General features: G+C 69.5%; 24 protein-coding genes. 19 read left to right on the top strand and 5 right to left on the bottom strand.

Annotation, left to right across the window (positions count from 1 at the left end; all coding sequences use genetic code 11):
- From F3J14_RS23860 to ligD, 8 genes are all read left to right on the top strand, one after another.
- Nucleotides 1-208, top strand: a 208-nt coding sequence (locus F3J14_RS23860; RefSeq protein WP_166725099.1) for a hypothetical protein, incomplete at its 5' end; no start/stop codon positions are given.
- Nucleotides 209-504: 296 nt separating this feature from the next.
- Entirely contained in the window at nt 505-1944 is a 1440-nt protein-coding gene (locus tag F3J14_RS23855; RefSeq protein ID WP_166725098.1) for an RNA polymerase factor sigma-54, read from the top strand.
- A 69-nt stretch (nt 1945-2013) separates the two neighbouring features.
- Nucleotides 2014-2196: a DUF3008 family protein gene (locus F3J14_RS23850; protein WP_006753987.1), complete on the top strand. Its 183-nt coding sequence runs from the start codon at nt 2014-2016 to the stop codon at nt 2194-2196.
- Between the two features lie 54 nt (nt 2197-2250).
- A complete protein-coding gene (locus F3J14_RS23845) occupies nt 2251-2412 on the top strand; it encodes a DUF1328 family protein (protein ID WP_006767422.1) in 162 nt (53 codons plus the stop codon).
- On the top strand, nt 2409-2795 hold the full coding sequence (locus F3J14_RS23840; RefSeq protein WP_166725097.1) for a DUF3022 domain-containing protein: 387 nt from the start codon (nt 2409-2411) through the stop codon (nt 2793-2795). Before F3J14_RS23845 ends, F3J14_RS23840 begins: the two co-directional genes overlap by 4 nt.
- Before the next feature lie 105 nt (nt 2796-2900).
- On the top strand, nt 2901-5057 hold the full coding sequence (katE, locus tag F3J14_RS23835; protein WP_348772014.1) for a catalase HPII: 2157 nt from the start codon (nt 2901-2903) through the stop codon (nt 5055-5057).
- 57 nt (nt 5058-5114) lie between these two features.
- Nucleotides 5115-6122, top strand: a complete 1008-nt coding sequence (locus F3J14_RS23830) for a Ku protein (RefSeq protein ID WP_166725095.1) — start codon at nt 5115-5117, stop codon at nt 6120-6122.
- A 24-nt stretch (nt 6123-6146) separates the two neighbouring features.
- Nucleotides 6147-8960: a DNA ligase D gene (gene ligD, locus F3J14_RS23825; protein WP_166725094.1), complete on the top strand. Its 2814-nt coding sequence runs from the start codon at nt 6147-6149 to the stop codon at nt 8958-8960.
- A 5-nt stretch (nt 8961-8965) separates the two neighbouring features.
- Here the strand turns inward: ligD and F3J14_RS23820 are convergent, their stop codons facing one another.
- Together F3J14_RS23820 and F3J14_RS23815 are read right to left on the bottom strand one after the other, a co-directional pair.
- Nucleotides 8966-10285 (bottom strand): cation:proton antiporter, encoded by a 1320-nt coding sequence (locus tag F3J14_RS23820; protein WP_166725093.1) that lies wholly within the window; start codon nt 10283-10285, stop codon nt 8966-8968.
- A 42-nt stretch (nt 10286-10327) separates the two neighbouring features.
- Nucleotides 10328-10684: a DUF3175 domain-containing protein gene (locus tag F3J14_RS23815; RefSeq protein WP_166725092.1), complete on the bottom strand. Its 357-nt coding sequence runs from the start codon at nt 10682-10684 to the stop codon at nt 10328-10330.
- A gap of 140 nt (nt 10685-10824) precedes the next feature.
- On the opposite strand from F3J14_RS23815, the gene F3J14_RS23810 reads away from it, so the two are divergent.
- The 5 genes from F3J14_RS23810 (at nt 10825) to F3J14_RS23790 (ending at nt 13303) form a co-directional block, all read left to right on the top strand.
- Nucleotides 10825-11211: a hypothetical protein gene (locus F3J14_RS23810; RefSeq protein ID WP_166725091.1), complete on the top strand. Its 387-nt coding sequence runs from the start codon at nt 10825-10827 to the stop codon at nt 11209-11211.
- 91 nt (nt 11212-11302) lie between these two features.
- Entirely contained in the window at nt 11303-11668 is a 366-nt protein-coding gene (locus tag F3J14_RS23805; RefSeq protein WP_166725090.1) for a DUF3022 domain-containing protein, read from the top strand.
- Between the two features lie 264 nt (nt 11669-11932).
- Nucleotides 11933-12481 (top strand): type 1 glutamine amidotransferase domain-containing protein, encoded by a 549-nt coding sequence (locus tag F3J14_RS23800; protein WP_166725089.1) that lies wholly within the window; start codon nt 11933-11935, stop codon nt 12479-12481.
- Nucleotides 12482-12484: 3 nt separating this feature from the next.
- A complete protein-coding gene (locus F3J14_RS23795; protein ID WP_166725088.1) occupies nt 12485-12826 on the top strand; it encodes a DUF1488 domain-containing protein in 342 nt (113 codons plus the stop codon).
- A gap of 267 nt (nt 12827-13093) precedes the next feature.
- Nucleotides 13094-13303 (top strand): hypothetical protein, encoded by a 210-nt coding sequence (locus F3J14_RS23790; protein ID WP_166725087.1) that lies wholly within the window; start codon nt 13094-13096, stop codon nt 13301-13303.
- A gap of 55 nt (nt 13304-13358) precedes the next feature.
- Here the strand turns inward: F3J14_RS23790 and F3J14_RS23785 are convergent, their stop codons facing one another.
- Entirely contained in the window at nt 13359-14609 is a 1251-nt protein-coding gene (locus F3J14_RS23785) for a phosphatidylserine decarboxylase family protein (protein WP_166725086.1), read from the bottom strand.
- Between the two features lie 127 nt (nt 14610-14736).
- Here F3J14_RS23785 and F3J14_RS23780 point away from each other — a divergent pair, with 127 nt between their 5' ends.
- The 6 genes from F3J14_RS23780 (at nt 14737) to arsN2 (ending at nt 18404) form a co-directional block, all read left to right on the top strand.
- Nucleotides 14737-14988: a hypothetical protein gene (locus F3J14_RS23780; RefSeq protein WP_166725085.1), complete on the top strand. Its 252-nt coding sequence runs from the start codon at nt 14737-14739 to the stop codon at nt 14986-14988.
- A 217-nt stretch (nt 14989-15205) separates the two neighbouring features.
- Entirely contained in the window at nt 15206-15541 is a 336-nt protein-coding gene (locus tag F3J14_RS23775) for a metalloregulator ArsR/SmtB family transcription factor (RefSeq protein ID WP_166725084.1), read from the top strand.
- 21 nt (nt 15542-15562) lie between these two features.
- Nucleotides 15563-16057: an arsenate reductase ArsC gene (locus F3J14_RS23770; protein WP_166725083.1), complete on the top strand. Its 495-nt coding sequence runs from the start codon at nt 15563-15565 to the stop codon at nt 16055-16057.
- 66 nt (nt 16058-16123) lie between these two features.
- Entirely contained in the window at nt 16124-17194 is a 1071-nt protein-coding gene (gene arsB, locus F3J14_RS23765; protein WP_166725082.1) for an ACR3 family arsenite efflux transporter, read from the top strand.
- Between the two features lie 20 nt (nt 17195-17214).
- A complete protein-coding gene (arsH, locus tag F3J14_RS23760) occupies nt 17215-17937 on the top strand; it encodes an arsenical resistance protein ArsH (RefSeq protein ID WP_011660504.1) in 723 nt (240 codons plus the stop codon).
- 38 nt (nt 17938-17975) lie between these two features.
- Nucleotides 17976-18404: an arsenic resistance N-acetyltransferase ArsN2 gene (gene arsN2 / locus F3J14_RS23755; RefSeq protein WP_166725081.1), complete on the top strand. Its 429-nt coding sequence runs from the start codon at nt 17976-17978 to the stop codon at nt 18402-18404.
- Between the two features lie 66 nt (nt 18405-18470).
- On the opposite strand, the gene treY is transcribed toward arsN2, so the two are convergent.
- Entirely contained in the window at nt 18471-21245 is a 2775-nt protein-coding gene (gene treY / locus F3J14_RS23750; protein WP_166725080.1) for a malto-oligosyltrehalose synthase, read from the bottom strand.
- Nucleotides 21242-22971 (bottom strand): 4-alpha-glucanotransferase (malQ, locus tag F3J14_RS23745; RefSeq protein ID WP_166725079.1); only part of this gene is annotated, 1730 nt, incomplete at its 5' end. The genes treY and malQ, both read right to left, overlap by 4 nt.

Genomic DNA, 22971 nt, shown 5'->3' with positions numbered 1-22971 from the left:
ACCGCCGGCGCCGCCGGGCGCTCGGGGCGCGTCGCCGACCACGACCATGCCCGACGCGAATACGCGCTACGACACGCGTCCGTCGCCGCACAACACGATGCCTCCGGGCGCGACCGGAGGCGCGGCGGTCGATGTGCCGCAGCCGGGGCCGAACGGCGTGGCGGGCGACCGGCCGCTGCCGGGCACGCCGCCGCCGATGCAGTACTGAGCCGACGGACCCGCCGCGGCACGCATCGCCGGGTACGGACCGGTGGCGAATGGGAGGCTGGCGAGCGACGAAGCGGTGAAGGACGCGATGGCCGTCCATGCATTCCGGCCTGCGCGCGCCCGGCGCGAATTTCGTGCCCCCTAACTTCCCGGCGCTTGTAAAAAAGCGGCTTCGAGGCCGCCGGATCGAGGGGTGCGCACCGCCGAAAGCCGCGCCGGACGGCGGTTCCCCGTCCTGGCATGGAAGCTGCATGGATCCCTGCACGTGAATTTCGCACACAGTCAGGAGGGGCATCGATGTCCGTCACGCTTGCGCTCCAGATGCGACAGCATCTGGCACTCACCCCGAGGCTGCAGCAATCACTGCGTCTGCTGCAGCTGTCTTCGCTCGAATTCCAGCAGGAATTGCGGCAGGCGCTCGACTCGAATCCGTTTCTCGAAGATGGCCAGGGCGACGACGAAGCCGCCGCCGAGGCCGACGCGCCCGAACATCCGGTCGAAGCCGCCGCGCCCGAGCCCGTGCCCGAGGGCGATGACGTGCGTCCGCCCGACAGCGACGTGTCGTACACGGCCGCCCCGGCGCCGCGCACCACGGGCCGGCAGGGCGACGACGTGAGCGACCTGTCGCCCGGCGAGTGGATGGCCGCCGAGCCGTCGCTGCATCAGCAACTGCACGACGCGCTGCGTCTCTATCCGCTGAACCGGCGTGACCGCGAGGCCGCGCGCATCGTGATCGACGCCCTCGACGAGGACGGCTACCTGCGTCAGGAACTGTCCGAGCTGCTGGTCGCGGCCGATCCCGCGCTGCTGCTGTCCGAACAGGATCTCACGGTCGGATTGCGGCTCGTGCAGATGCTCGACCGCCCGGGGATCGCCGCACGCTCGCTGTCCGAATGCCTGCTGCTGCAGCTCGACGCGATTCCCGCCGGCACGCCGGCGCTCGCGGAAGCGAAGGTGATCGCGCGCGAACATCTTGAACGGCTCGCCCGGCGCGAGACCGCCGAGATCCAGCGGCGCGTCGGCTGTAACCAGGCGACGATGCAGGCAGCGTGCGCACTGGTCCGCGGGCTCGATCCGCGCCCCGGCAATCACTACGGCAGCACACGCGGCGACTATGTGGTGCCCGACGTGATCGTGCGCCAGGTGCGCGACGAATGGATCGTGACGATCAATCCGGCCGTGCTGCCGCGCGCGCGGCTGCACGAACGCTATGCGACGCTGTTCGCGCAGTCGAGCGGCGAGCGCGATTCGCCGCTCGGCCAGCAATTGCAGGAAGCGCGCTGGCTGATCCGCAACGTGCAGAAGCGCTTCGACACGATCCAGCGCGTGGGCGAATGCATCGTCGCGCGGCAGCGCGACTTCTTCCGCTACGGCGAGATCGCGATGAAGCCGCTCGTGCTGCGCGACATCGCGGAAGAGCTCGACCTGCACGAATCGACCGTGTCGCGCGCGACGGGCAACAAGTACATGGCCACGCCGCACGGCACGTTCGAGTTCAAGCACTTCTTCCCGCGCAAGCTGGAAGCGGCCGGCAAGGGCGTGTGCTCGGCGTCGGCCGCGAAGGTGCTGATCCGCGACATGATCGCGGCCGAGCGCCATACCGACCCGCTGTCCGATGTCGCGCTCGCGCAGAACCTCGCGGGACGCGGCATCCTTCTTGCGCGTCGTACGGTGACCAAGTATCGCCAGGCCATGAAGATCCCGCCGGCCGAACTGCGTCGGCGCGACGCCGCCTGACGATACCGTCCGAACTGCGCGCGGCCCGCGAATTGCGATCGTCGCGCGCGCCACCGAAAGGAGGAAATCATGCCAGCCAAATCCCAGGCCCAGCAGCGCGCGGCGGGGGCCGCCCTGTCGGCCAAGCGCGGTGACACGAAAATGAAGGACCTGAAGGCGCCGTCAAAGTCGATGGCCAAGTCGATGAGCGAGAAGGAGCTCGAGAAAATGGCGTCGACGCCGGTCCACGGCAAACCCAAACACAAGCATTGATCGGCGACGACGCGCGCCGACGATCGTCGTTCTTCAGGACTCCAGGAGGAATTCATGCTGAGATATGCCATCATCTTCTTCATCATCGCGATCATCGCGGCCGTGTTCGGCTTCGGCGGCATCGCGGCCGGTGCGGCCGAGATCGCGAAGATCCTGTTCTACATCTTCGTCGTGATCTTCCTGGTCACGTTGCTGCTGGGGGTCGTACGCCGATGACGGCCACCCCCGACCGTTCGCAGCGCATCGCGGAACTCGAGACTGCGCTCGCGAACGGCTTTCCATCGGAGTCGACCCTCGTCGTGCATACGGACGACGCATCGGGCCGACTGACGATTCAGGTGTCATGGGTGCGGCTGCCGGCCGATGAAAACGCGCGTCAGTGGCGCTGCGTGGTCGACCTGCGCTTCGATCCCGACGTGCTCACGCGCTATGCGTCGCTCGGCGCCGACGACCGGCTGCGCGTGCGCACCCGGCTGTGCGACCTCGCGCGGCGCGCAGTGGACGAACAAAAGCCGCGTGTCGAGGACGCCGAGATCGAATGCAACGTCGAACTCGACGTGACGCGCGACGAACTCGATAGCGCGTTGCGCGCGCCCTGACGCAGGCGCCGCAGCCTGCAGCGACACCGCAGGCGGCCGCCGCGGCATACACCGCGCGGCTCGCCCGTTTTCCGTGCCGGCAGCCGTGTGCGCCGCTACGCGGTCGTGCACGCCGCCGCCCTTCATCGAACCGAACGAGACGAGGACGCGCGCATGACGAATCCCCCGCAATCCGGCAATCCGCCGCCCAACCCGCAGCAACCCGACAGCGCGAAATCGCGCCAGCTCGACGAGAATCGGCTGCGGCCCGACGGCCAGGCGCTGCGCACCAACCAGGGCGTGCGGATCGCCGACAACCAGAACACGCTGCGCGCCGGTGCGCGCGGCCCGTCGCTGCTCGAAGACTTCATCATGCGCGAGAAGATCACGCACTTCGATCACGAACGGATTCCCGAACGGGTCGTGCACGCGCGCGGCTCGGCCGCGCACGGCGTGTTTCGCGTCTACGAGCCGATGGCCGACTATACGAAGGCCGCGTTCCTGCAGGACCCGGCCGCCGAAACGCCCGTGTACGTGCGCTTTTCCACCGTGCAGGGCCCGCGCGGCTCGGCCGACACGGTGCGCGACGTGCGCGGCTTCGCGGTGAAGTTCTATACCGAAGAGGGCAACTACGACCTGGTCGGCAACAACATGCCGGTCTTCTTCATCCAGGACGCGATCAAGTTTCCCGACTTCGTGCATGCGGTGAAGCCCGAGGCGCCGAACGAGATGCCGACCGGCGCGTCCGCGCACGACACGTTCTGGGATTTCGTATCGCTCGTGCCCGAAACCACGCATACGGTGCTGTGGTTGATGTCCGACCGCGCGCTGCCCGCAAGCTTTCGCGCGATGGACGGTTTCGGCGTGCACACGTTCCGCTTCGTGAACGCGGCCGGCGCCGAGCATTTCGTGAAGTTCCACTGGCGGCCCGTGAGCGGCGCGTATTCGCTGCTGTGGGATGAAGCGCAGCGCATCGCCGGCCACGACCCCGATTTCAACCGGCGCGACCTGTGGATGGCGATCGAGCGCGGCGACTATCCGGAGTTCGAGCTCGGCGTGCAGTTGATCGATCCCGCCGACGCGCACACGTTCGGCTTCGACCTGCTCGACCCGACCAAGCTGGTGCCGGAAGAACTCGTGCCGGTGCGGCCGATCGGCCGCATGACGCTGAACCGCAACCCGGACAACTTCTTCGCGGAGACCGAGCAGGTCGCGTTTCATCCGGGGCACGTGGTGCCCGGCATCGACTTCACGAACGATCCGCTGCTGCAGGGGCGCCTGTTCTCGTACACCGACACGCAGCTGAGCCGGCTCGGCGGCCCGAACTTTCACGAGATTCCGATCAACCGGCCGCTGTGCCCGTTCGCCAACAACCAGCGCGATGCGCTGCACCGGCAGACGATCGCGGTCGGGCAGGCGTCGTACGAGCCGAATTCGCTGAACGGCGGCTGGCCGCGCGAGACGCCGCCCGCGCCGTCCGGCGGCGGCTTCGAGACCGTGCACGAACCGCTCCAAGGCGACAAGGTGCGCGTGCGCAGCGAAACGTTCGCCGATCATTTCTCGCAGGCGGCGCTGTTCTACCAGAGCATGACCGAGATCGAGCAGCGGCATATCCGCGACGCGTACTGCTTCGAGCTCGGCAAGGTGACCAAGCCGGAGATTCGCGAACGCGTGGTCAACGAGATCATCGCGCGGTTCGACGCGGGGCTGGCCGCGCAGGTCGCCGAACGGCTCGGGTTGCCGGTTCCGCAAACGGCCACGACGCCGGTCGTCAAGCAGCGCGCGCCGTCGTTGAGCCTGATCGGCCGGTCGAAACCCGATATCCGCTCGCGCAAGATCGCGCTGATCGCGACGCCCGGCGTGAGCCAGACGCTGGTCGAGCAGGTGCGCGGTGCGCTGACGGCCGCGGGTGCGGTGCCGACGATCGTCGCGCCGACCCTCGCGCCGATCGGCAGCATCGTGCCGCAGGCGACGCTCGCCGGGATGCCGTCGGTGATGTTCGACGCGGTGTTCGTGTGCGGCGGCGACGGCGACGGTCGAAATCTCGCGCACAGTGCCGACGCGCGGCACTTCGTGCGCGAGGCGTTCAAGCACCTGAAGCCGATCGCGGCGGTCGGCTCCGGGCGTCAGTTGTTGAGCGCCGCGCACCTGCCGGACCCGGCCGAGGGCGTGTGCGTCGCGCAAGCGGCCGATCTCGACACGCTGCTTCGCACGTTTTCGGACGAGATCGGCCGGCATCGGGTCTGGTCGCGCGAGCAGCAGGCGGCCGAGCTGCCGGCATAGCGTCGCACGGCGCCTGCTCCTTCGGGGGCGGGCGCGGTTGCGGCAAGGAGGACAGGCATGGCACCGCGGATGATATGGAAAGGCGCGATCAGTTTCGGGCTCGTTCACGTGCCCGTGCAGCTGTTCCCGGCGACACGCACCGTGAAGCCGTCGTTCCGGTTGCTCGACAAGCGCTCGATGGATCCGGTCGGCTATCGGCAGATCAACAAGCGCACCGGCAAGGAGGTCACGCGCGAGGACATCGTGCGCGGCTACGAGTACGAGAAGGAGCGCTACGTTGTGCTGACCGACGACGAGATTCGCGCGGCGAACCCCGAATCGACGCAGACGGTCGACATTCTCACCTTCGTCGACGCGGACGCGGTGTCGTTCCTGTATCTCGACACGCCGTACTACCTCGTGCCGGACCGCAAGGGCGAGAAGGTCTATGCGCTGCTGCGCGACGCGCTGAAGGACAGCGGCAAGATCGGCATCGCGCTCGTCGTGATGCGCGACCGCCAGCATCTCGGCGCGCTGATTCCGGTCGGGCCGCTGCTCGCGCTCGACACGTTGCGCTGGCAGGAGGAGCTGCGCCCGCTCGACGAACTGTCGGTGCCGACGGACGACGCGAAGCACGCGGGCGTGACCGCGCGCGAGCTGGCGATGGCGAAGAAGCTGATCGACGACATGGCGGGCAAGTGGACGCCCGACGAGTATCACGACACGTTTCGCGACGACATCCTCGAACTGGTCGAGCGCAAGGTGCGCTCGGGCAAGATCGAGGAGATCGAGGAGCGGCCCCCGCAGACGGGCCGCGCCGCGACCAACGTGGTCGACCTGACCGAGCTGCTCAAGCGCAGCCTGAAGGGAGGCGGCGGCGCGCGTGCGGCGGACTTGCGCGACGAACGCGGAGAACAGGAAGCCGAGACGTCGGCGCCCACGGGCACACGTCGCAAGCCGGCCGCGAAATCCGCGTCGAAAGGCGCGGCCGCGAAGACCGCGGCGAAGCGGCCGGCCGCGAAACGCGCCGCGACGGGCGAGCCTGCGGCGAAGAAAACCGCTGCGCGCCGCAAGCACGCCGCATGATGCCGCACGACGCGAGGTGATGCGATGGCCGGCAAGCTCGATCCGTATCGGCGCAAGCGCCACTTCGGCGCGACACCGGAACCCGAAGGCGCGCACGGTCGCCGTGCGAAGGCGGATGCGAAGCCCGCCGCGCGCACGCGCGCACGGGGCGCTCACCCGCTGCGCTTCGTGATCCAGGAGCACCACGCACGGCGACTGCACTACGACTTCCGGCTCGAACTCGACGGCACGCTGAAGTCATGGGCCGTACCGAAGGGGCCGAGCTTCGATCCGTCGGTGAAGCGCCTCGCCGTGCACGTCGAGGACCATCCGCTCGAATACGCGTCGTTCGAAGGCCAGATTCCGGAGGGCCATTACGGTGCGGGCTCGGTCGTCGTATGGGATGAAGGCACGTGGACGCCCGATGGCGGGCTCGCGCAGGCCCGCGACGGCTATCGCGCGGGCAAGCTGACGTTCCGGCTCGACGGTGAAAAGCTGCACGGCGGCTGGGCGCTCGTGCGCAGCGGCCGGCAGCAGGGGCGCCAGGAGCAGTGGCTGCTGATCAAGGAGCGCGACGACGACGCGCGCAGCATGGATGAATTCGACGTCGTCGGCGAGCGGCCGGGGAGTGTGCACGAAGGCGCGGCTGCGGCGCGTGCGGAGGCTAAGGACGGCGCGACTCGCGCGCGCGGGACGCGAAGAGGGCAGCGCGAGAAGCCCGGCACACGCGCCGCGCGGCATGACGACCGCGGCCACGATGACCACGCCGGCCCGCCCGCCGATCCTTCCCGGATCGAAGGCGCGGTGCGCGCGCCGCTGCCCGAGCACGTCACGCCGCAGCTCGCGACGCTGGTCGACGGTCCGCCGACGCAGGGCGACTGGTGCTATGAACTGAAGTTCGACGGCTATCGGATCCTTGCGCGCATTTCCGGCAAGGGCGCGCGCCGGCATGTGAAGCTGATGACGCGCGAAGGCCGCGACTGGACCGCGAAACTGCGCGCGCAACGCGACGCGCTCGCGGCGCTCGACGTCGACGCCGCGTGGCTCGACGGCGAGGCCGTCGTGCTCGGCAAGAACGGCCTGCCCGATTTCCAGGCATTGCAGAACGCATTCGGCGGCGGGCATTCGGCCGAGATCACGCTGTTCGTGTTCGACTTGCCTTATCTCGACGGGTACGACCTGCGCGACGCGCCGCTCACCGCGCGCCGCGCGTTGCTCGAACCGCTGCTCGCCGACAGCGACCCCACGCGGCTGCGCTTTTCGCCCGATCTCGGCGACGACGTCGCATCGCTGATCGCGAGCGCATGCGACACCGGCCTCGAAGGGCTGATCGGCAAGCGCGCCGAGTCACGCTATCGCGCCGGACGTTCGCCCGCGTGGATCAAGCTCAAGTGCCGGCGCCGGCAGGAGTTCGTGATCGGCGGCTATACCGAGCCGTCGGGCAGCCGGCACGGCTTCGGCGCGCTGCTGCTCGGCGTGCACGAACCGGCCGCGGACGGCAAGCGGCGGCGCGGGCCGGGGCCGCTGCGCTACGTCGGCCGCGTCGGCACCGGCTTCGACACGCGGATGCTCGACCGGCTTACCCCCATCCTGCGCAAGCACGAGCGCGACACGATGCCGTTCGATCCGCCGCCGCGCGAACGCACGCGCACGCGCGTGCACTGGATCGAGCCGACGCTCGTCGCCGAATGCGAATTCGCGGAATGGACCGGCGACGGCATCGTGCGGCAGGCGGCGTTCATCGCGCTGCGCGAGGACAAGCCGGCGGCACGGATCGTCCGTGAAGTGCCGAAGCATACGGAAACGGAGGTGCAGATGGATCAGCGTCAAACCACGCAGCACGAAAGACACAAGCCCGGGCGCGCGTCGCACGCCGAGCGCGACACGAACGACTCCAGCGACACGAGCGACGGCAAGCACCCCGCGCGCTCACGCGGATCCCGTCGCGCCGCGGCCGACGATACCGGCCCCGACCAGCTCGGCCGCGTACGCATCACCCATCCCGATCGGGTGCTCGATCCGCACAGCGGCACGCGCAAGATCGATCTGGCGCGCTACTGGCAATGGGTCGCGCCGTGGCTGCTGCCGGACCTGAAGGGCCGGCCCGTGTCGCTCGTGCGCGCGCCGGGCGACATCGCGGGCGAGCTGTTCTTCCAGAAGCACGCGGAGCGCCGCGAGATCCCGTTCGTCACGCAGCACGAGGGCCTCGATCCGGGCCACGGCCCGCTGCTGTCGCTCGACAGCGTCGATGCGCTGCTCGGCGCCGCGCAGATGGGCACGATCGAGCTGCATACGTGGAATGCGCACGCGTCCAACATCGAGCGGCCCGACCGGATCGTCTTCGACCTCGATCCCGATCCGGCGCTGCCGTGGAGCGCCATGATCGACGCCGCGCAGCTCGTGCGCGGGCTGCTCGACGAACTGGGTCTCGCGTCGTTCTGCAAGACGAGCGGCGGCAAGGGGCTGCACGTCGTCGTGCCGATCACGCGGCACATGGGATGGGACGAAGTGAAGGACTTCTCGCGTGCAGTCGCGCAGCACGTCGCGAGTGCGTTGCCCGATCGCTTCACCGCGACGATGGGGCCGAAGCATCGGCGCGGCAAGATCTTCATCGACTACCTGCGCAACGGCCGCGGCGCGAGCACCATCGCCGCGTATTCGGTGCGCGCGCGGCCCGGGCTGGGCGTGTCGGTGCCGCTGCGCTGGGACGAGGTGCCCGACACGACGGGCGGCGCGCAATGGACGATCGACACGCTGCACGAGCGCCTCGATCGACTGAAGCGCGATCCGTGGGACGGCTATGACGACACGCGCCAGCGGATCACCGCACAAATGCGCGCGCGGCTCGGCACGTCGTGACGCCGTCAGCGCCGGTGCTGCAGGCGGTAGTACCAATCCATCAGCGGCGTCGCGGAAATTCCGTGCGCGATCACCGACGCCACCACGACGGCGAGCACCGGCGCCGCGAGCGGCCTCACCGTGCTGGATGGCCCGTGTTCGAGCGCGAACAGCAGGTAGTAGAACGAGCCGATCCCGCGTATCCCGAACCAGGCCATCAGCCGCCGCTGGGCAAGCGTCGCGTGCGAACCGGTGAGCGTCAGCAGCACCGCGAACGGCCGCACGGCGACGAACAGCACCACCGCCAGCGCAATCGCGCCCCACGTGACGAGCGGGGCTGACAGCGTGCCGAGCACGCTGCCGATCATCGTCATCACGAGCGCCTCGGCGATGCGCTCGAGCTCGATCGTGAAATCGAGCACCGATTCGGCCATGAATGCGTGGACTTTCTCCGGATGTTTCTCGGTCGCGCTCACGTCCTCCGAATCGACCTGGCCGATCACTTCGCGCGGCGGGCGGTCGCCGCTCGCACGATGCTCGATGCGGCGCATCGCGACGCCCGCGGCGAACGTCGCGATGAAGCCGAACGTATGCGCGAACTGCGCGGCGCCGAACGACAGCACGATCAGCGCGAGCGCGAAGAAGCCTTCGAAGCCGAGCGCCTGCGCATAGCGGGTGCGCAGCCGGCCGATCGCCTTGGTCGTTGCCGCGCCGAGCAGGCCGCCGATCGCGGCCGCGCCCGCGATGCCCCACAGCGCGGCCAGTGCGAACGTGCCGGACAACGGCGGCGGCCCGTGCGGCGTATCGGGCACGCCGCACAGCGCGAGGCCCGCGAGCGCGAACGGTAGCGCGATCCCGTCGTTCATCCCGCCTTCGCCGGACAGCGCGAAGCGCACCAGATCGCGGTCGCCGGGATCGTGCACCTGCACGTCGTGCGCGAGCACCGGGTCGGTCGGCGCGAGGATCGCCGCGAGCAGCAGCGCGGGGCCCCAGCCGAGGCCGAGCGTCAGCACCGCGCAGCCGGCGAGCAGCGGCACGGTGACGAGCATCGCGAGCAGGCCGAGCCGGCACGGCACGAGCCACAGCTTGTCGGACAGCGGCACGCGCAGCCGCAGCCCGATCGCGAACAGCGACACCAGCAGCGCGACCTCGACGATTTCGCGCAGCAGCCGCGCGTCGCGCTCGATGTCCAGGTGGAGGAGCCCGACGCCGGACGGACCGAGCGCGACGCCGAGCGCGAGATAGATCATCGCGGTGCTGCACGGCAGACGGCGCAGCGCCGAGGTCGCGACACCCATGGCCATCAGCACCGCGCCGATGATCAGATACCACAGCGTTTCATGCATGCGAGCCAGCGCAGCAGGTCGATACGAAGCAGGCGCGTGCCGTCACGGCTTGCGGCCGAACGCCTCGCGCAGTTTGCGCTTCGCGCGTTCGAGCGTCGTGCGGCGCGTTTTCGGCAGGTTGCGGCCCGCGCGGTTCACGTAGAAGTTCAGCATCGACATCGCCGACTGGAATGGCGTGGCCTTGCGGCGGCGGCTATGTTCGGCCGAGCGCTTGAGGGACGCGGCGATCTCGCCCGGATCGTCTGACTTGAAGATCTCGGGCTCGATGTCGAGCGCATCGCTTTTTTGCATGACGTCCGCGGACCAGCGCTTGCGGGGATGCGAAGCGTTGCTGCGGGTGCGCCCCGGACGGCGTGTCGCGCGTTTGCCGTGCGGATGAGAGGCAGAAGCTGAAGGCATGGCAGGGCTCCGTACGGGATCGGGATGACGCGTGACGGGGCCGCAAGCCGCGTGCCGGCCCCGCTGGCCGGCACGGGCCTTGCTGAATCGCATGGGTAGGACATTCCACGACCAGCGATTCCATTGACGGAGAACGCTCCATGAAACCAGCATCCGAATCGAAAGCTGCCGCGCGCCGGATCGTCGCCTGCGCGGCCGTCGCGCTCCTCGGCGCGGCGCCGGCCGCATGGGCACAGAATTCGCAACGTCCCGGCGAGGGCACCGGCGCGCCCATCCTGTCGCCGCCGGACGACACGTCGGCCCAGGGAACGGGCGGCATGTCGAGCGGCAATACCGCGGCGCCGGCGACCCGCATGCAGGGGCCGCGCGGCGCTTCGCACGTCCGTCCGCCCGTGCGGACCAAGCCGGGCGGCCCGAGCGGCGCCGGGACCGGCGGTAGCGGCAGCACGGGAGGCGGCGCGGCCGGCGGCAGCAGCGGCAGCGGTGGCGCGGGCGGCACCGGCGGCGCGGGTTCCAGCGGTTACTGACGATCACGGTGTCGCGCCGGCCCGGCCGACGCGGCGCGATGGCGGCCGGCGGCCACGCGGCCGTCACGCCGCCACCACGCAGGAGGACATCATGCAATCGAATTACCGGACTTCGTTCGACGCAAGCGACCTCGACCCCGATGAGGTCGAGAACGACGATCTCGATACGGGGGTGAACCTCGACGTCGAGACCGGCAGGATCACGTTTCATGCGGCGTGGGCGCTCGCCCCCCATGCACCGCAGGGCATCGCGCGGCACTCGGTCGTGCTCGCGCTCGACTGCGACACGATGGCGCGCTACGCGGACCTCGACGACGGCGCACGGATGCGCGTGCACGCGATGCTGCACGACAGCGTGCAGGCCACGCTCGAGTCGCTGCCGGAGGACACCGAGGACCTGACGGTGACGGTCGAGCTGACCGACGCGATGCTCGACGCCGCGCGTCACTTGCAATGAGCGCGGCGCGCGCCGCGTCGCCCGAAAGGCGATCCCGCCCCCGTGCGGTCGCGTTACATATTCCGTTGAAATCTTTGCAGACGCCCGACGTGCGGCGAACCGCGCGTACCCACCGGCCGCATACCTGGGGCCGTGGTTGGCCGATACCGGGGTCGTGCCCCGCCGGAACTGTGGCTACGGTCTGCACCAACGGGGAGGCGGCACGCCGCTTGCTACGCCACGGGCATGGCACCACCGGTGCCGCAACACAACAGGGAGCATTCCATGACCGGCAAGCTGGACCATTGCAAGGTAGCGATACTCGCGGTTGACGGCTTCGAGGAAGCCGAGCTCGTCGAACCGCAGCGCGCGCTGGAGGCGGAAGGCGCGCAGGTCGACGTGATCTCGCAGAAGCCCGGTGAGATCCAGGGGCTCAGGCACGTCGACAAGGGCGATCGCGTGAAGGTCGACCGCACGTTCGACGATGCGCGCATCGGCGATTACGACGCGGTCGTGCTGCCGGGCGGCGTCGTCAACGGCGACGCGATCCGGATGCTGCCGGCCGCGCGCGAATTCGTGACCGCGGCCGTCGGCGCGGGCAAGCCGATCGCGGCGATCTGCCATGGCGGCTGGCTGCTCGTGTCGTCGGGGCTGGTCGACGGCCGCACGATGACGAGTTGGCCGAGCCTGCAGGACGACATCCGCAACGCGGGCGGCAAGTGGGTCGACCAGGAGGTCGTGCGTGACGGCAACCTGATCACGAGCCGCAAGCCCGCCGACCTGCCCGCATTCAACGGCGCGCTGGTGCAGTCCCTCGCGTCGCGAGGAGCGTGAGTGATGCCGACCGATTCCGTTCACCGCGTGACACTGACCGACGCGCCGCCGGAGTTCGACGGCGCGGTGCTGCAGATGCGCTTCGTCGTCGAGGTCGACGGGAAGCCGCAAATCTGCGCGATCACGGTCGAAGCGCTCGAGGATCATTTCGGCGCGCGCTCCGCGCTCGAAGCCGACCTGCGCGACGCGTTCGAACGCGGCCGTGCGCGCATCGAAGCCGCGTGCGCGGAAGTGCTCGCCGACGGCAAGGGCGGCGCCGAGCTGCACAGCGGCTACTTCCGCGTGCAAGACAAGGCGGCGGGCAATACGGCACGCGCCGGCATGGCCCGCTCGCGGAAATCGTGAGCCGCACGGCGCAGCTTGGGCGCGCCGCATGGAGCGACCCGTCGCGCCGCCGTTGCCACTCCGTTACATGCGGTTGAAAACTTTGCAGCGGCCGTCACGCAGTTCGCGGGGACACATCGCGCCGCGTGGAGGGCCCGCGCGGGGCGGCTGCGTCCCACATACTGGCACGCTCCCTGCATGTAGCTTCCGTTGTGGGCGCCCAATGCGCGCCCGCGCCGACGCGATGCGCCGCTGCATCGCACGAAGCTGTACAAGGGGGAGACAAATATGCTGACAGCCCATGAATTTGCCGCGCTGTTCCTGGTGTACCGCGCACCGGAACAGATCCAGAGCGACCGCGACGACGTCGTCGCGCTGGTCGAACAACAGTTGATCGAGATACGTCGCGACGCGTCGGGCGCGAGCCGTCCCGCGCTGACCGCCGACGGGTTGTCGATCGTGCAGTGCATGCAACGGCACGGCGGCGCCGACGTGTGATGCAATCATGTAACGCGATCGCTCAATCGCGATCCCGCGCCGGCCCGCACTCGGTTCAGCGCGTGATCGCGACCGACGCATTGACCTGCACGACCGGCGAATCGTCGTCGAACGGCGGCGCGTACAGGAAGTGGTCGATCACGCCGGGTTCGAACAGCAGGCAGTAGGTCGAGCCGCCGTACTGGAAATAGCCGATCTCGTCGCCCTTGTCGATGCGCTGCCCCGGCACGACCTCGATCACGCACGACGACACGTCGCCCATCCCGACGAACACACCCACCACGGTGCCGATCCCCGGATCGTCGCAGTCGATCGCGATTACCGCGCGCGCGGCGACCGCCGTCATGTAGCCCTGCGAGTCGTTGAGCCCGGCCGGATCCGGGCCTTCGGCTTCCGCGACCGAATAGTAGGTGCCGTCGACCCGGTACGCATGCGTGACGGTGCCGCGCACCGGCGCGTGCCAGCGGTGATAGTTGTACGCGCTCAGATACGCTTGATAAAGATCGCCGCCGACGAAGCGTTCGGCGAGCGGCAGCCGCGCCGGCGTGAAGATGTCGCGCAGCGAATACGGCTGCCCCTTGATCCAGAACGTGTCGCGGATCTTCAGGTTGGACGCGGTGTGATACGGCTGGGCCTCGCATGCGCTGACGATCACGTGCGGATCGCCCGGCGCCGCGACGGGCCGCGCATCCGCGCGAAACCGGCGCGTGAAGAAGTCGTTCCACGAAGCGAAGCCCCAGTGCGGCTGATCTTCCTGGTACTGGAACTGCGACAGGCCCAGCCGCTCGCGCGCTTCGTCGCAGAACCAGCCGTCGGGCGCCGACGTGTCGAGATGCGCGCACGAATGCGGGCCGCCGAGGAAGTCGCACCACACGTTCAATACCTGCTTCAGGTGCGCGTTGACCGCCGCGTCGCGAAACACCGCGTGGCCCGACGGCATGCACATCGGCCAGTCGAGGAACGCGTTCAGCGGGCACACGATCAGGCTCGATTCGCTGAACGGCGGCGTGTAGGTCATCAGATGGTCGATCACGGTCATCAACTCGCCGATCGACGCGTAGCCGAGCTTGCGACCCGATTCCAGCGCCTCGTCGATCGCACGCGTGAGGCTCATGCGCAGCACGGCATTGTCGTCGAACAGGCGCGCGAGTTCCTGCACGGCCGGCGTGCGCAGCCGTTGGCCAGCATGCGCGCGCGCTTCGCCCGCAATTTTTTCGCGATATGCGGCCATGTGCGCTTCCTCGCGGGCCATCCATCCGCCCAGGCGATGGCGTGTGGCCGGTGGCGTGCTGCGGTCTGTCGGCATGTTTAACTCCGGCGCGGGTTGGGGTACGAAACGGATACCAAGGAATAGCAAGGCGCTTGCCCGACGCGCGGCACCGAAATTGCGGCGCTCGGCCGACAGTTTCTTTCGATGCCACAGGAGGGCAAACATGAGCGCGGATTCGAATGGACGACAGACCAACGACGCGGCTTCGACCGGCGAGCGCCGCGGTGGCGAGCAGCGGACCGTGACGCCGACCCGCACGCGGGCGCGGGTGCGCGCGGCGACGTCGCGTGACGTCAAGCGTCGCAGCGAGCGCGGCGGCGGAAACGGGCCGATAGCGACGAGCGGGAATGACGCGACGGCCAAGCCGCTGTGGGAAGACGACCGCGGAGAGATGCCGCCGGAAGAGTGGTCGTGATGATGTAACGGGCGCCGGGCCGGAAATCGGTGCGGTGCCGGCGACTCAGTCGCCCGATTCCGGCAACGCCCGACGCCTTTTTGCGATGCCTGGGTGTGTTCCTTTCCGGCGCCTGCAAGGAATCACGAGCGGCCCGTGCGTCTCCGTCCCGAGGCTCCCGACGCAGTGAGCAAGCGATGAAGTTCCATTGTTTCCATATTTCGAGTATTATCGAAACATGGAAACGAACCAGACCATTGCCGCGCTCTCGGCGCTCGCCCACGAATCCCGCCTCGCCATCTTCCGCGCGCTCGTGCAGGCCGGCCCGTCCGGCTTGCCGGCCGGGCAAATCGCGACGCTGCTCGACGTGCCGCCGTCGTCGCTGTCGTTTCATCTGAAGGAACTGGCTCACGCGCAGCTCGTCACGAGCCGCCAGGAAGGCCGCTTCGTGTTCTATTGCGCGAACTTCGCGACGATGAACGGGCTCGTCAGCTACCTCACCGAGAACTGCTGCGGCGGCAATCCGTGCTCGCCGGTTTCCGCCTGTTCGCCCGCCTGCTCCGACGCGACCTAAGCACCCGTTCACGCCCCGCCGATGACCACCAACGTCCTGATCCTCTGTACCCACAACTCTGCGCGCAGCGTGCTCGCGGAGGGCATGCTCAATCACTGGGCCGCGAAGCTCGGCCGCGACGTGCGCGCCTACAGCGCCGGCAGTGCGCCGAGCGGCCGCCTCAATCCGTTCGCGCCGGACGCGCTGACGCGCGCCGGCGTCGACGTCAGCGGATACCGCAGCAAGAGCTGGGACGAATTCGTCGGAGACAACGCGCCGGAAATGCGCATCGTCATCACCGTATGCGACAGCGCGGCCGCGGAGGCTTGCCCGTACTGGCCCGGCAGCCCGGTGAAAGTGCATTGGGGCTACGCCGATCCGTCGAACGCGGCGGGCGGCGATGCAGGCAAGCGGCTCGCGTTCGAACTGACGCGCGAGGCGCTCGGCTACCGGATGCTGCAACTGCTGGCGCTGCCGCTCGAGCGCATGAGCAACGCCGAACTCCAGGCGGCATTGACCGCCATTGCGCAAAACTGAGCGGTCGTCCGGCGGCATGCATGAACCTGCATGCCGCGCGCCTTTCTTCACCCCGAGTCACGTCCGATGAACACGTCCAACGTCATCCCGCCTCGCAATGCCGCCGTCAGGCCCGCGATCAACTTCTTCGAACGCTACCTGACGCTGTGGGTCGCGCTGTGCATCGTCGCCGGCATCGCGCTCGGCCAGCTGCTGCCCGGCCTGTTCCAGCGGATCGGCCGCATCGAGTACGCGCAGGTCAACCTGCCGGTCGGGCTGCTGATCTGGGTGATGATCGTGCCGATGCTCGTGAAGGTGGACTTCGGCGCGCTGCATGAAGTGCGCCGGCATGTGAGGGGGATCGGCGTCACGCTCGCCGTGAACTGGCTCGTCAAGCCGTTCTCGATGGCTTTCCTCGGCTGGCTGTTCGTGCGGCAACTGTTCGCGCCGATGCTGCCGGCGGACCAGCTCGACAGCTACATCGCCGGCCTGATCCTGCTGGCCGCCGCGCCGTGCACGGCGATGGTGTTCGTGTGGAGCCGGCTCACGGGCGGCGATCCGCTATTCACGCTGTCGCAGGTCGCGCTGAACGACAGCATCATGGTGATCGCGTTCGCGCCGCTGGTCGGGCTGCTGCTGGGGATGTCCGCGATTACCGTGCCGTGGGCGACGCTGCTCACGTCGGTGGTGCTCTATATCGTGATTCCGGTGATCCTCGCGCAGCTTTGGCGCAAGCGGCTGCTGACGAACGGGCAGGCCGCGTTCGATGCCGCGATGGCGAGGATCGGCCCGTGGTCGATCGCCGCGCTGCTCGCCACCCTCGTGTTGCTGTTCGCGTTCCAGGGCGAAGCGATCCTCAAGCAGCCGCTGGTGATCGCGTTGCTCGCGGTGCCGATCCTGATCCAGGTGTTCTTCAACGCGGCGCTCGCGTACTGGCTCAACCGCGCGGTGGGCGAGAAGCACAACGTCGCGTGCCCGTCCGCGCTGATCGGCGCATCCAATTTCTTCGAACTCGCCGTCGCGGCCGCGATCAGCCTGTTCGGTTTTCACTCCGGGGCGGCGCTGGCGACCGTCGTCGGCGTGTTGATCGAGGTGCCGGTCATGCTGCTGGTGGTGCGCATCGTGAACCGGTCGAAGGGCTGGTACGAGCGCGTTTGAGCCAACTCCGGAATCCATCCATGACCGACCGACTGACCGACCTGCCGCAACTCGATCCCGCTTTGTTCCAGGTGCCGGACGCGAGCCGCTTGCGGCCGGCGTCGCCGTCCACCCATCCGCCGCGTTTCCTGCTGCTGTACGGTTCGCTGCGCGAGCGTTCGTTCAGCCGCCTGCTGGTCGAGGAAGCCGAGCGCCTGCTCACGGCGATGGGCGCGGAGGTGCGCGTGTTCAATCCGAGCGGCCTGCCGCTGCCCGACGATGCGCCGGAGAGCCATCCGAAAGTCGTCGAACTTCGCGAACTGGTGATGTGGTCGGAAGGGATGGTGTGGTGCTCGCCGGAACGACACGGCGCGATGACGGGCATCATGAAGTCGCAGATCGACTGGATTCCGCTGTCGGTCGGCGCCGTGCGGCCGACCCAGGGCAAGACGCTCGCGGTGATGCAGGTCAGCGGCGGCTCGCAGTCGTTCAACGCGGTGAACCAGATGCGCGTGCTGGGGCGCTGGATGCGCATGCTGACGATCCCGAACCAGTCGTCGGTGGCCAAGGCGTTCATGGAATTCGACGAAGCGGGGCGGATGAAGCCGTCGGCCTATTACGATCGGGTCGTCGACGTGCTGGAGGAGCTGGTCAAGTTCACGCTGCTGACGCGCGACATCGGCCCGTATCTGGTCGACCGGTACAGCGAGCGCAAGGAAAGCGCGGAGGAATTGTCGAAGCGCGTGAATCAGCGCGGGATCTGAGGGGCAAGGTGCCGTCAATCCAATCGGGAGTCGATGTCATGCAACTTCGCTCGGCAGCGTTATCCGACCTGGCCTCGATCGAGGCATTGCTGCGCGCTTCGAACCTGCCGACTGCCGGTGTCGCGGAGCATCTGGGAAACTTCGTCGTGCTTGCCAATCCGCCCGACTTGATTGGATGCGGCGGTATTGAATACCACGAAGACTGCGCGTTGATCCGGTCGGTTGCCATCGTGTCGCACGCGCGCGGAAACGACCTCGGCAGCGCGATCGTGGAGCGGCTGATCGCGGCGTGTCGAGCACGCTCCGTCCGGTCTATCGGACTGCTGACGACGACCGCGGAGGACTATTTCGCCGGCTTTGGTTTCGTGCCCGTTGCCCGTCAGGATGTACCGGGGCCGCTGCTGGCGTCCAGCCAGTTTCGTGGCGTGTGTCCGCAGACGGCCACGGCGATGTTGTTGGCGTGTTGAGCGGTTAGGCGGGACCGCCGTGTGAAGGTGGACCTCCGGGCGCCGGCCGCCTTTGCACGAAACCGATTACGGCTCGCGGCGCTTCGTATCGACTGCCACCAGCACCGCAACCGGCAACGCCGCCAGACAGCGAGCGAGCCGCATCATGCCGCCCGGCGCCTCGATTTCGCTTGCGTCGTTCAGCCAGTCGATCCACCGCTCGCTGGCGCCGCGCGGCAGCACCACGGCGGTATCTCCCCATTCATGAGGCTCGACGCGCGGCAATTCCGGCGCTTCGCCAAGCCATCCGCACGCGAGTCGCGTGGCGATCACCACGATCGTGGCGCTTTCGTCGCACCGGGCGAACGCCACCGCATGCCGTCCGAGCCTGCCGCGCACGCGCAGCGGCACATAGGCGCCCTCCGCGAACGTCGCGGGCCAGCGCGTGCGCAGCGCGAGCATCCGCTCGACGAGCGCGCGCTTCACGCGCGCATCGGGCCAGTGCCGCAGATACGCGGCGACCGGTTCGTCGACCCGTTCGGCCGCGAGCGCGGCAAACGGCACGTCGCGCCGGTTGTCCGGATCGACGAGCGAGTGATCCCAAGACTCGGTCCCCTGGTACAGATCGGGCACGCCCGGCGACGCCAGTCGCAGCGCCGCCTGCGCGAGACTGTTGACGACGCCGGCCGGCGCGATGCGCGCGACGAACGCATGCAGCCGGTGCACGAAATCGCCCGCGCCGTGCGGCGTCAGGATCGCGCGCACGAACTGCTCGCAATCGCGCTCGTAGTCGGCGTCCGGCGCGAGCCAGTCCGTATGCTGTTTCGCTTCGCGCAATGCCTTCGTCTGCCAGCGCACCACGCGCTCCGCCAGCGCGGCAAGCGCGGTCGCATCGTCGGGCGCGAGCCCCGGCGGCCAGCAGCCGACGAGCGTCTGGTACAGCATCGCTTCCGCGGCCGGCCCCGGCGCCCACGCGAGATCGCGATGCGCGCCGCCGCGGTGCGGCTGGTTCAGCGCGGACCAGTCGAGCGACACCGCGCGCCAGGCGTCGGGCATTTCGCTGAGCACCGCGAGCCGCACACGCGCATCCTCGCCGCGCTTGTGATCATGCGTCGCGGTCGCGATGAGCGTATGGGGAACGGTGCGCGCGCGACGCCGGTTGCGCGCATGGAACGCGCCGCGCGACAGGCTGAAGTCGCCCGCGTCGGCGCCGACCTCGTTGCGCGACAGCAATCGCCCGTACCGGTAGTTGGCCGTATCCTCGACGCCCTTCGCGGCGAGCGGCGCGGTGAGCTGCGCGAACGCGACACGCGCCGCGTGCAGCAGCGCGGCATCCGCGCGCGGCACGCGCATACCCGGCAGCCCGAGCCAGCCGGCGACGCGATCGAGCGCGTAGCGGTCGGACGGATCGATCGCGGCGCACGCCGCGTCGTACGCGAGTGCCAGCACGCGACCATCGGCGCCGGCGGGCTCATCGCCGGGCGTGGGATACATCCGGTATACGGGCAGATGCACGGCCAGTTCGCCCAGCACGCGATGGATCGCGATCCGGCTGACGTCGCGCGTCGCGGGCGCCGCACGCGCGATGCGGTGCAAGGCTCGCGCGACGCGCGCGTGTTCGCCGGCGAGCTGCCGCATCAGCACCCGCCGCTTGCCGGCCACCGCTTCCTGCGCGAACGAGCGCGCGGACCCCGACACGGCCGCCCAGTGCGCGGCGAGCGGCGCGGCGCCGGCCGGGTCGTGCAGCAGCGCGGCGACGTCGTTCATGAAGTCGTAGCCGGTCGTGCCGTCGACGCGCCAGTCTTCGCGCAGTGTCTCGCCCGGCGCGAGGATCTTCTCGACGACGACATACGGGCGCTCGTCGCGCTGCGCGGCGAGCCGCGCATGCAGGCGCCGGCAGTACGCGCGCGGATCGGCGAGGCCGTCGACGTGATCGACGCGCAGGCCGTCGATGTAGCCGGCCGCATGGAGGCCCAACGGCAGCGCGTGCACCGCGTCGAACACCGCGTCGTCCTCGACGCGCACGGCCGCGAGCGTCGCGATGTCGAAGAAGCGCCGCCAGTTCAGCTCGTCGGCGGCCGTGCGCCACCACGCGAGCCGGTAGTGCTGGCGTTCGAGCAAGCGGTGCAGGCACGCGCGCGAGCGTGCGCGGCGCGGGTCGGCGCCGCGCAATATCGCATCGAACGCATGTGGACCCTGTGCGGCGGCGTAGTCGCGCAGCGCCGCGTGCGCGGCCGCAACGTGCGGGCCGCCGCGCGCCGACGCGGCGGCGAAACGCTCGGCGAGCGCGTTCAGGTCCGCGCGGTTCGCGATGCGCAGGATCTCCGCGTAGGTCGCGATGGCGACCGGCAGCCGCCTGCCCGGGCAGGTGATGAAGAAGCGCCCGGCCGCTGGATCGGCACCGAGCGTGATGTCGCCGGCCGCGAGCGCGTCGCCGTAGGGCGCGCCGAGGCAGGGCAGCAGCACCTTGCCGTCGAGCGCCGCATCGGGCGGGTGCCAGTCGATGTCGAAGTAGTGCGCGTACGGGCTCGCCGGTCCCCATTCGAGCACGTCGTTCCACCAGCCGTTCGACGCGCCGCCGACTCCCATGTGGTTCGGCACGATGTCGACGATCACGCCGAGGCCGCGCGCACGCAGCGTGTCGACGAGGCGCCGGAAGCCGGCTTCGCCGCCGAGTGCCGTGCTGATCGCGCGATGGTCGACGGTATCGTAGCCGTGCAGCGAACCGGGCTCGGCCGTCGTGATCGGCGACAGGTACAGGTGGCTCACGCCGAGGCGCGCGAAATAGTCGGCGTGCACGGCCGCGTCGTCGAACGTGAAGCCCGCGTGCAGTTGCAATCGCAGGGTCGCGCGCGGCGTCATGCGTCGTCCTCCGGGGCTTGGCGTGCGTGCTCGATCGCCGCGATGCGTGTGCGCGCGTCGGCGTCGAACAGCGCGTCGACCGCGCGCGGCAGCCGGCGCAGCCAGTTCGGATGGCCGCACGGCGGGCCGGGGAGATTCGGTTGCTCGTCCAGCGCGAGCAGATCCTCGAGCGGCACGATCGCGAGCGGCGACGGACTGCGCGCGACGTACGCGAGCGCTGCGCCGACGGGCGGCGTGTCGGCGGATGGGATCGGATCGCCGGCCGGTGCGCAGGCCGCGTGCTGCAACGCGCGCCACAGCGCCGCGCGGTCGGTTTCGCGTTCGGCCTGGGCGGCGCGGAGGTCGAAAGAAGCCGGGGGTGGCGCGTCGCGGCCGTCATCCTGGGCGGGAGCATCGCTACGCAGGACCGGATCGATCCGTGCGTCGTGGCCGGTGTCGTGTGCGGCCGCGGCGCGGCCGACGTCGCCACCGGCATGGTGCGGCTTGGCCGGCGCCGCAGCGGCCTCAGCCGCAACCCGCCGCCATTCGAGATCGACACCCCGCCACCAGCCGGCCACGGTCGGCAGGTCATGCGTCGACGTCATCGCGATCGTGTCGCGATCCCACGCGGACGGCGGCCGAAACGCGCCCTCCGCGTCGCGTTCGAACCACAGCACGCGCATCCCGGCGATGCCCTGCGCGCCGAGCCGCTCGCGAAAACCCGCCGGCACCGTGCCCAGATCCTCGCCGATCGCCACCGCCCGGTGCCGCGCGGCCTCCAGCGCGACGAGCCGCACCAGATCGTCGAGCGGATAACGCAGGTACGCGCCGTTGCGCGCCGATCCGCCTTCCGGCACGATCCACATCCGCGCGAAGCCGAGCACATGATCGATGCGAATCCCGCCGGCATGGGCGAAGGCCGCGCGCAACAGGTCGATGAACGGCGTGAAGCCGTTCGCGCGCAGCGCGGCAGGCGTCCACGTCGTCACGCCCCACGCCTGGCCGTCCGCATTGAACAGGTCGGGCGGTGCGCCGACCGACACGCCGCGCAACAGCGTCGTGCCGTGCGCCCACGCGTCGCTGCCCGCGCGATCGGATCCGACCGCGAGGTCGGCGATCAGCCCGACCGCCATCCCGGCATCGCGCGCCGCCTGCTGCGCATCCCCGAGCGCGCGCGACGCGCACCATTGCAGGAACGTGTGGAACGCAATCGCGTCGGCATGGGCGTGCGCGAATGCGTCGACCTCGGCCGTGGCCGGCATCCGCCACTGCGCGGGCCATTGGCGCCAGTCCGCGCCGATCCCGTGATCGATGCAGAACGCCTGCAGCGCGTCGAAGCGCGCATGCGCGTCGAGTGCCGCACCGCCCGCCGCGCGAAACTGCTCGAACGCGTCGCGTGAGGGCTCGCCGTTTGCACGCCACGCATCGAAGCATGCGCGCAGGCGTCGCAGTTTCAACGGCAGCACCTGCGGCCAGTCGATCAGCGGCGTATCCGGCGCGGGTGCGACGTCCGCCGCCGCGCCGTTCGTGCGCCGCACGACATCGGCCCCCGGTACCGCATCGCAGTCGAGATACGCGACGTTGTGCCAGCGTCGCGACGACGGCGAATACGGGCTGTCGTGCTCGGGCAGCGCCGGATAGCCGGCATGCGTCGGGCTGATCGCGACCGCGTCGGCGCCGTGCCGTGCCGCGTGCGCGGCGAGGCCCGCGAGCGCGGTGTAGTCGCCCGCGCAGTCGTCGCCCGCGC

The organism is Burkholderia sp. Tr-862, from assembly GCF_011753085.1.
Classification (GTDB): domain Bacteria; phylum Pseudomonadota; class Gammaproteobacteria; order Burkholderiales; family Burkholderiaceae; genus Burkholderia; species Burkholderia ambifaria.
This window is presented reverse-complemented; position numbering and strand designations above follow the sequence as displayed.

Bases quoted from the DNA above. Each gene is read 5' to 3' on its own strand.
- F3J14_RS23855 (WP_166725098.1), top strand. From the start codon at position 505: ATGTCCGTCACGCTTGCGCTCCAGATGCGACAGCATCTGGCACTCACC.
- F3J14_RS23850 (WP_006753987.1), top strand. From the start codon at position 2,014: ATGCCAGCCAAATCCCAGGCCCAGCAGCGCGCGGCGGGGGCCGCCCTG.
- F3J14_RS23845 (WP_006767422.1), top strand. From the start codon at position 2,251: ATGCTGAGATATGCCATCATCTTCTTCATCATCGCGATCATCGCGGCC.
- F3J14_RS23840 (WP_166725097.1), top strand. From the start codon at position 2,409: ATGACGGCCACCCCCGACCGTTCGCAGCGCATCGCGGAACTCGAGACT.
- F3J14_RS23830 (WP_166725095.1), top strand. From the start codon at position 5,115: ATGGCACCGCGGATGATATGGAAAGGCGCGATCAGTTTCGGGCTCGTT.
- ligD (WP_166725094.1), top strand. From the start codon at position 6,147: ATGGCCGGCAAGCTCGATCCGTATCGGCGCAAGCGCCACTTCGGCGCG.
- F3J14_RS23820 (WP_166725093.1), bottom strand. From the start codon at position 10,285: ATGCATGAAACGCTGTGGTATCTGATCATCGGCGCGGTGCTGATGGCC.
- F3J14_RS23815 (WP_166725092.1), bottom strand. From the start codon at position 10,684: ATGCCTTCAGCTTCTGCCTCTCATCCGCACGGCAAACGCGCGACACGC.
- F3J14_RS23810 (WP_166725091.1), top strand. From the start codon at position 10,825: ATGAAACCAGCATCCGAATCGAAAGCTGCCGCGCGCCGGATCGTCGCC.
- F3J14_RS23805 (WP_166725090.1), top strand. From the start codon at position 11,303: ATGCAATCGAATTACCGGACTTCGTTCGACGCAAGCGACCTCGACCCC.
- F3J14_RS23800 (WP_166725089.1), top strand. From the start codon at position 11,933: ATGACCGGCAAGCTGGACCATTGCAAGGTAGCGATACTCGCGGTTGAC.
- F3J14_RS23795 (WP_166725088.1), top strand. From the start codon at position 12,485: ATGCCGACCGATTCCGTTCACCGCGTGACACTGACCGACGCGCCGCCG.
- F3J14_RS23790 (WP_166725087.1), top strand. From the start codon at position 13,094: ATGCTGACAGCCCATGAATTTGCCGCGCTGTTCCTGGTGTACCGCGCA.
- F3J14_RS23785 (WP_166725086.1), bottom strand. From the start codon at position 14,609: ATGCCGACAGACCGCAGCACGCCACCGGCCACACGCCATCGCCTGGGC.
- F3J14_RS23780 (WP_166725085.1), top strand. From the start codon at position 14,737: ATGAGCGCGGATTCGAATGGACGACAGACCAACGACGCGGCTTCGACC.
- F3J14_RS23775 (WP_166725084.1), top strand. From the start codon at position 15,206: ATGGAAACGAACCAGACCATTGCCGCGCTCTCGGCGCTCGCCCACGAA.
- F3J14_RS23770 (WP_166725083.1), top strand. From the start codon at position 15,563: ATGACCACCAACGTCCTGATCCTCTGTACCCACAACTCTGCGCGCAGC.
- arsB (WP_166725082.1), top strand. From the start codon at position 16,124: ATGAACACGTCCAACGTCATCCCGCCTCGCAATGCCGCCGTCAGGCCC.
- arsH (WP_011660504.1), top strand. From the start codon at position 17,215: ATGACCGACCGACTGACCGACCTGCCGCAACTCGATCCCGCTTTGTTC.
- arsN2 (WP_166725081.1), top strand. From the start codon at position 17,976: ATGCAACTTCGCTCGGCAGCGTTATCCGACCTGGCCTCGATCGAGGCA.
- treY (WP_166725080.1), bottom strand. From the start codon at position 21,245: ATGACGCCGCGCGCGACCCTGCGATTGCAACTGCACGCGGGCTTCACG.